Source organism: Treponema sp. R8-4-B8, from assembly GCF_054786175.1.
The window spans coordinates 1-715 of the sequence record NZ_BDHE01000194.1; the positions used below are offsets into that span (position 1 = coordinate 1).

At 33.4% G+C, this 715-nt stretch carries 1 protein-coding gene; it reads left to right on the forward strand.

The annotated features are described in order from the left end of the window. Window positions 1-298, forward strand: a 298-nt coding sequence (locus tag ACYVRA_RS07835) for a hypothetical protein (protein WP_461252178.1), incomplete at its 5' end; no start/stop codon positions are given. Window positions 299-715 lie beyond the last annotated feature (417 nt).

Consider the following 715-nt stretch of genomic DNA (forward strand, 5'->3'; position numbering starts at 1 on the left):
AATAAAAGGCATTAACATAATAGATACGGTTTTTATAGCGATAAATACGGCTTTTTATTTTTGGATCGCCTTATGCATAATAACGGCTTTTACGTTTCCTTTTAGTGATGAAAAATCTGTATCATTTTTCATTTTTCCGTGCCTATTAGTCATAATTGGAATTATAATCGCCAATGATCAAATAGCGGCTAATTTTCACCCTGTATTTACTTGTATCATAACAATAGTCTGTGCGGTTGTCGCAACGGTTATTGCGTATAAGGTTTACAAAAATACAAAATATTTTCTAAAAATATAAATTATTAAAATAACTTTATGAATATTGTCGATTTAGGAACTGATACAAGCATATTAACAAAAATATATTTTTAAGATAGAATATGGTTCATAAAGGAGTTAAGCCATTCCAAGTTTTTTTATAAGCCTAATTAGCGCAATAGGATTATATCCTCTTTTTTATAAACTGAATAAACCCGCTTCTCGCTGGAGGTCTGTCGCTCTTTTAGCGGCGGTAATACTTGGTCGTCCTCTTTCTTTGTTATGGCAGAGATACTTTATGTTTGAGCAAGTTGACTCCCCTACCCTAATTGATATTACCGTTATTCATGTCGCGATTTATCTTCTTATCCCCGTTCTGTTAGGCAACAACCGTTTAAGGGCGCTAATTTCAGCTTCATTTGCATTCGCCGTCATTAATTTGGCGCATTTGCCAATT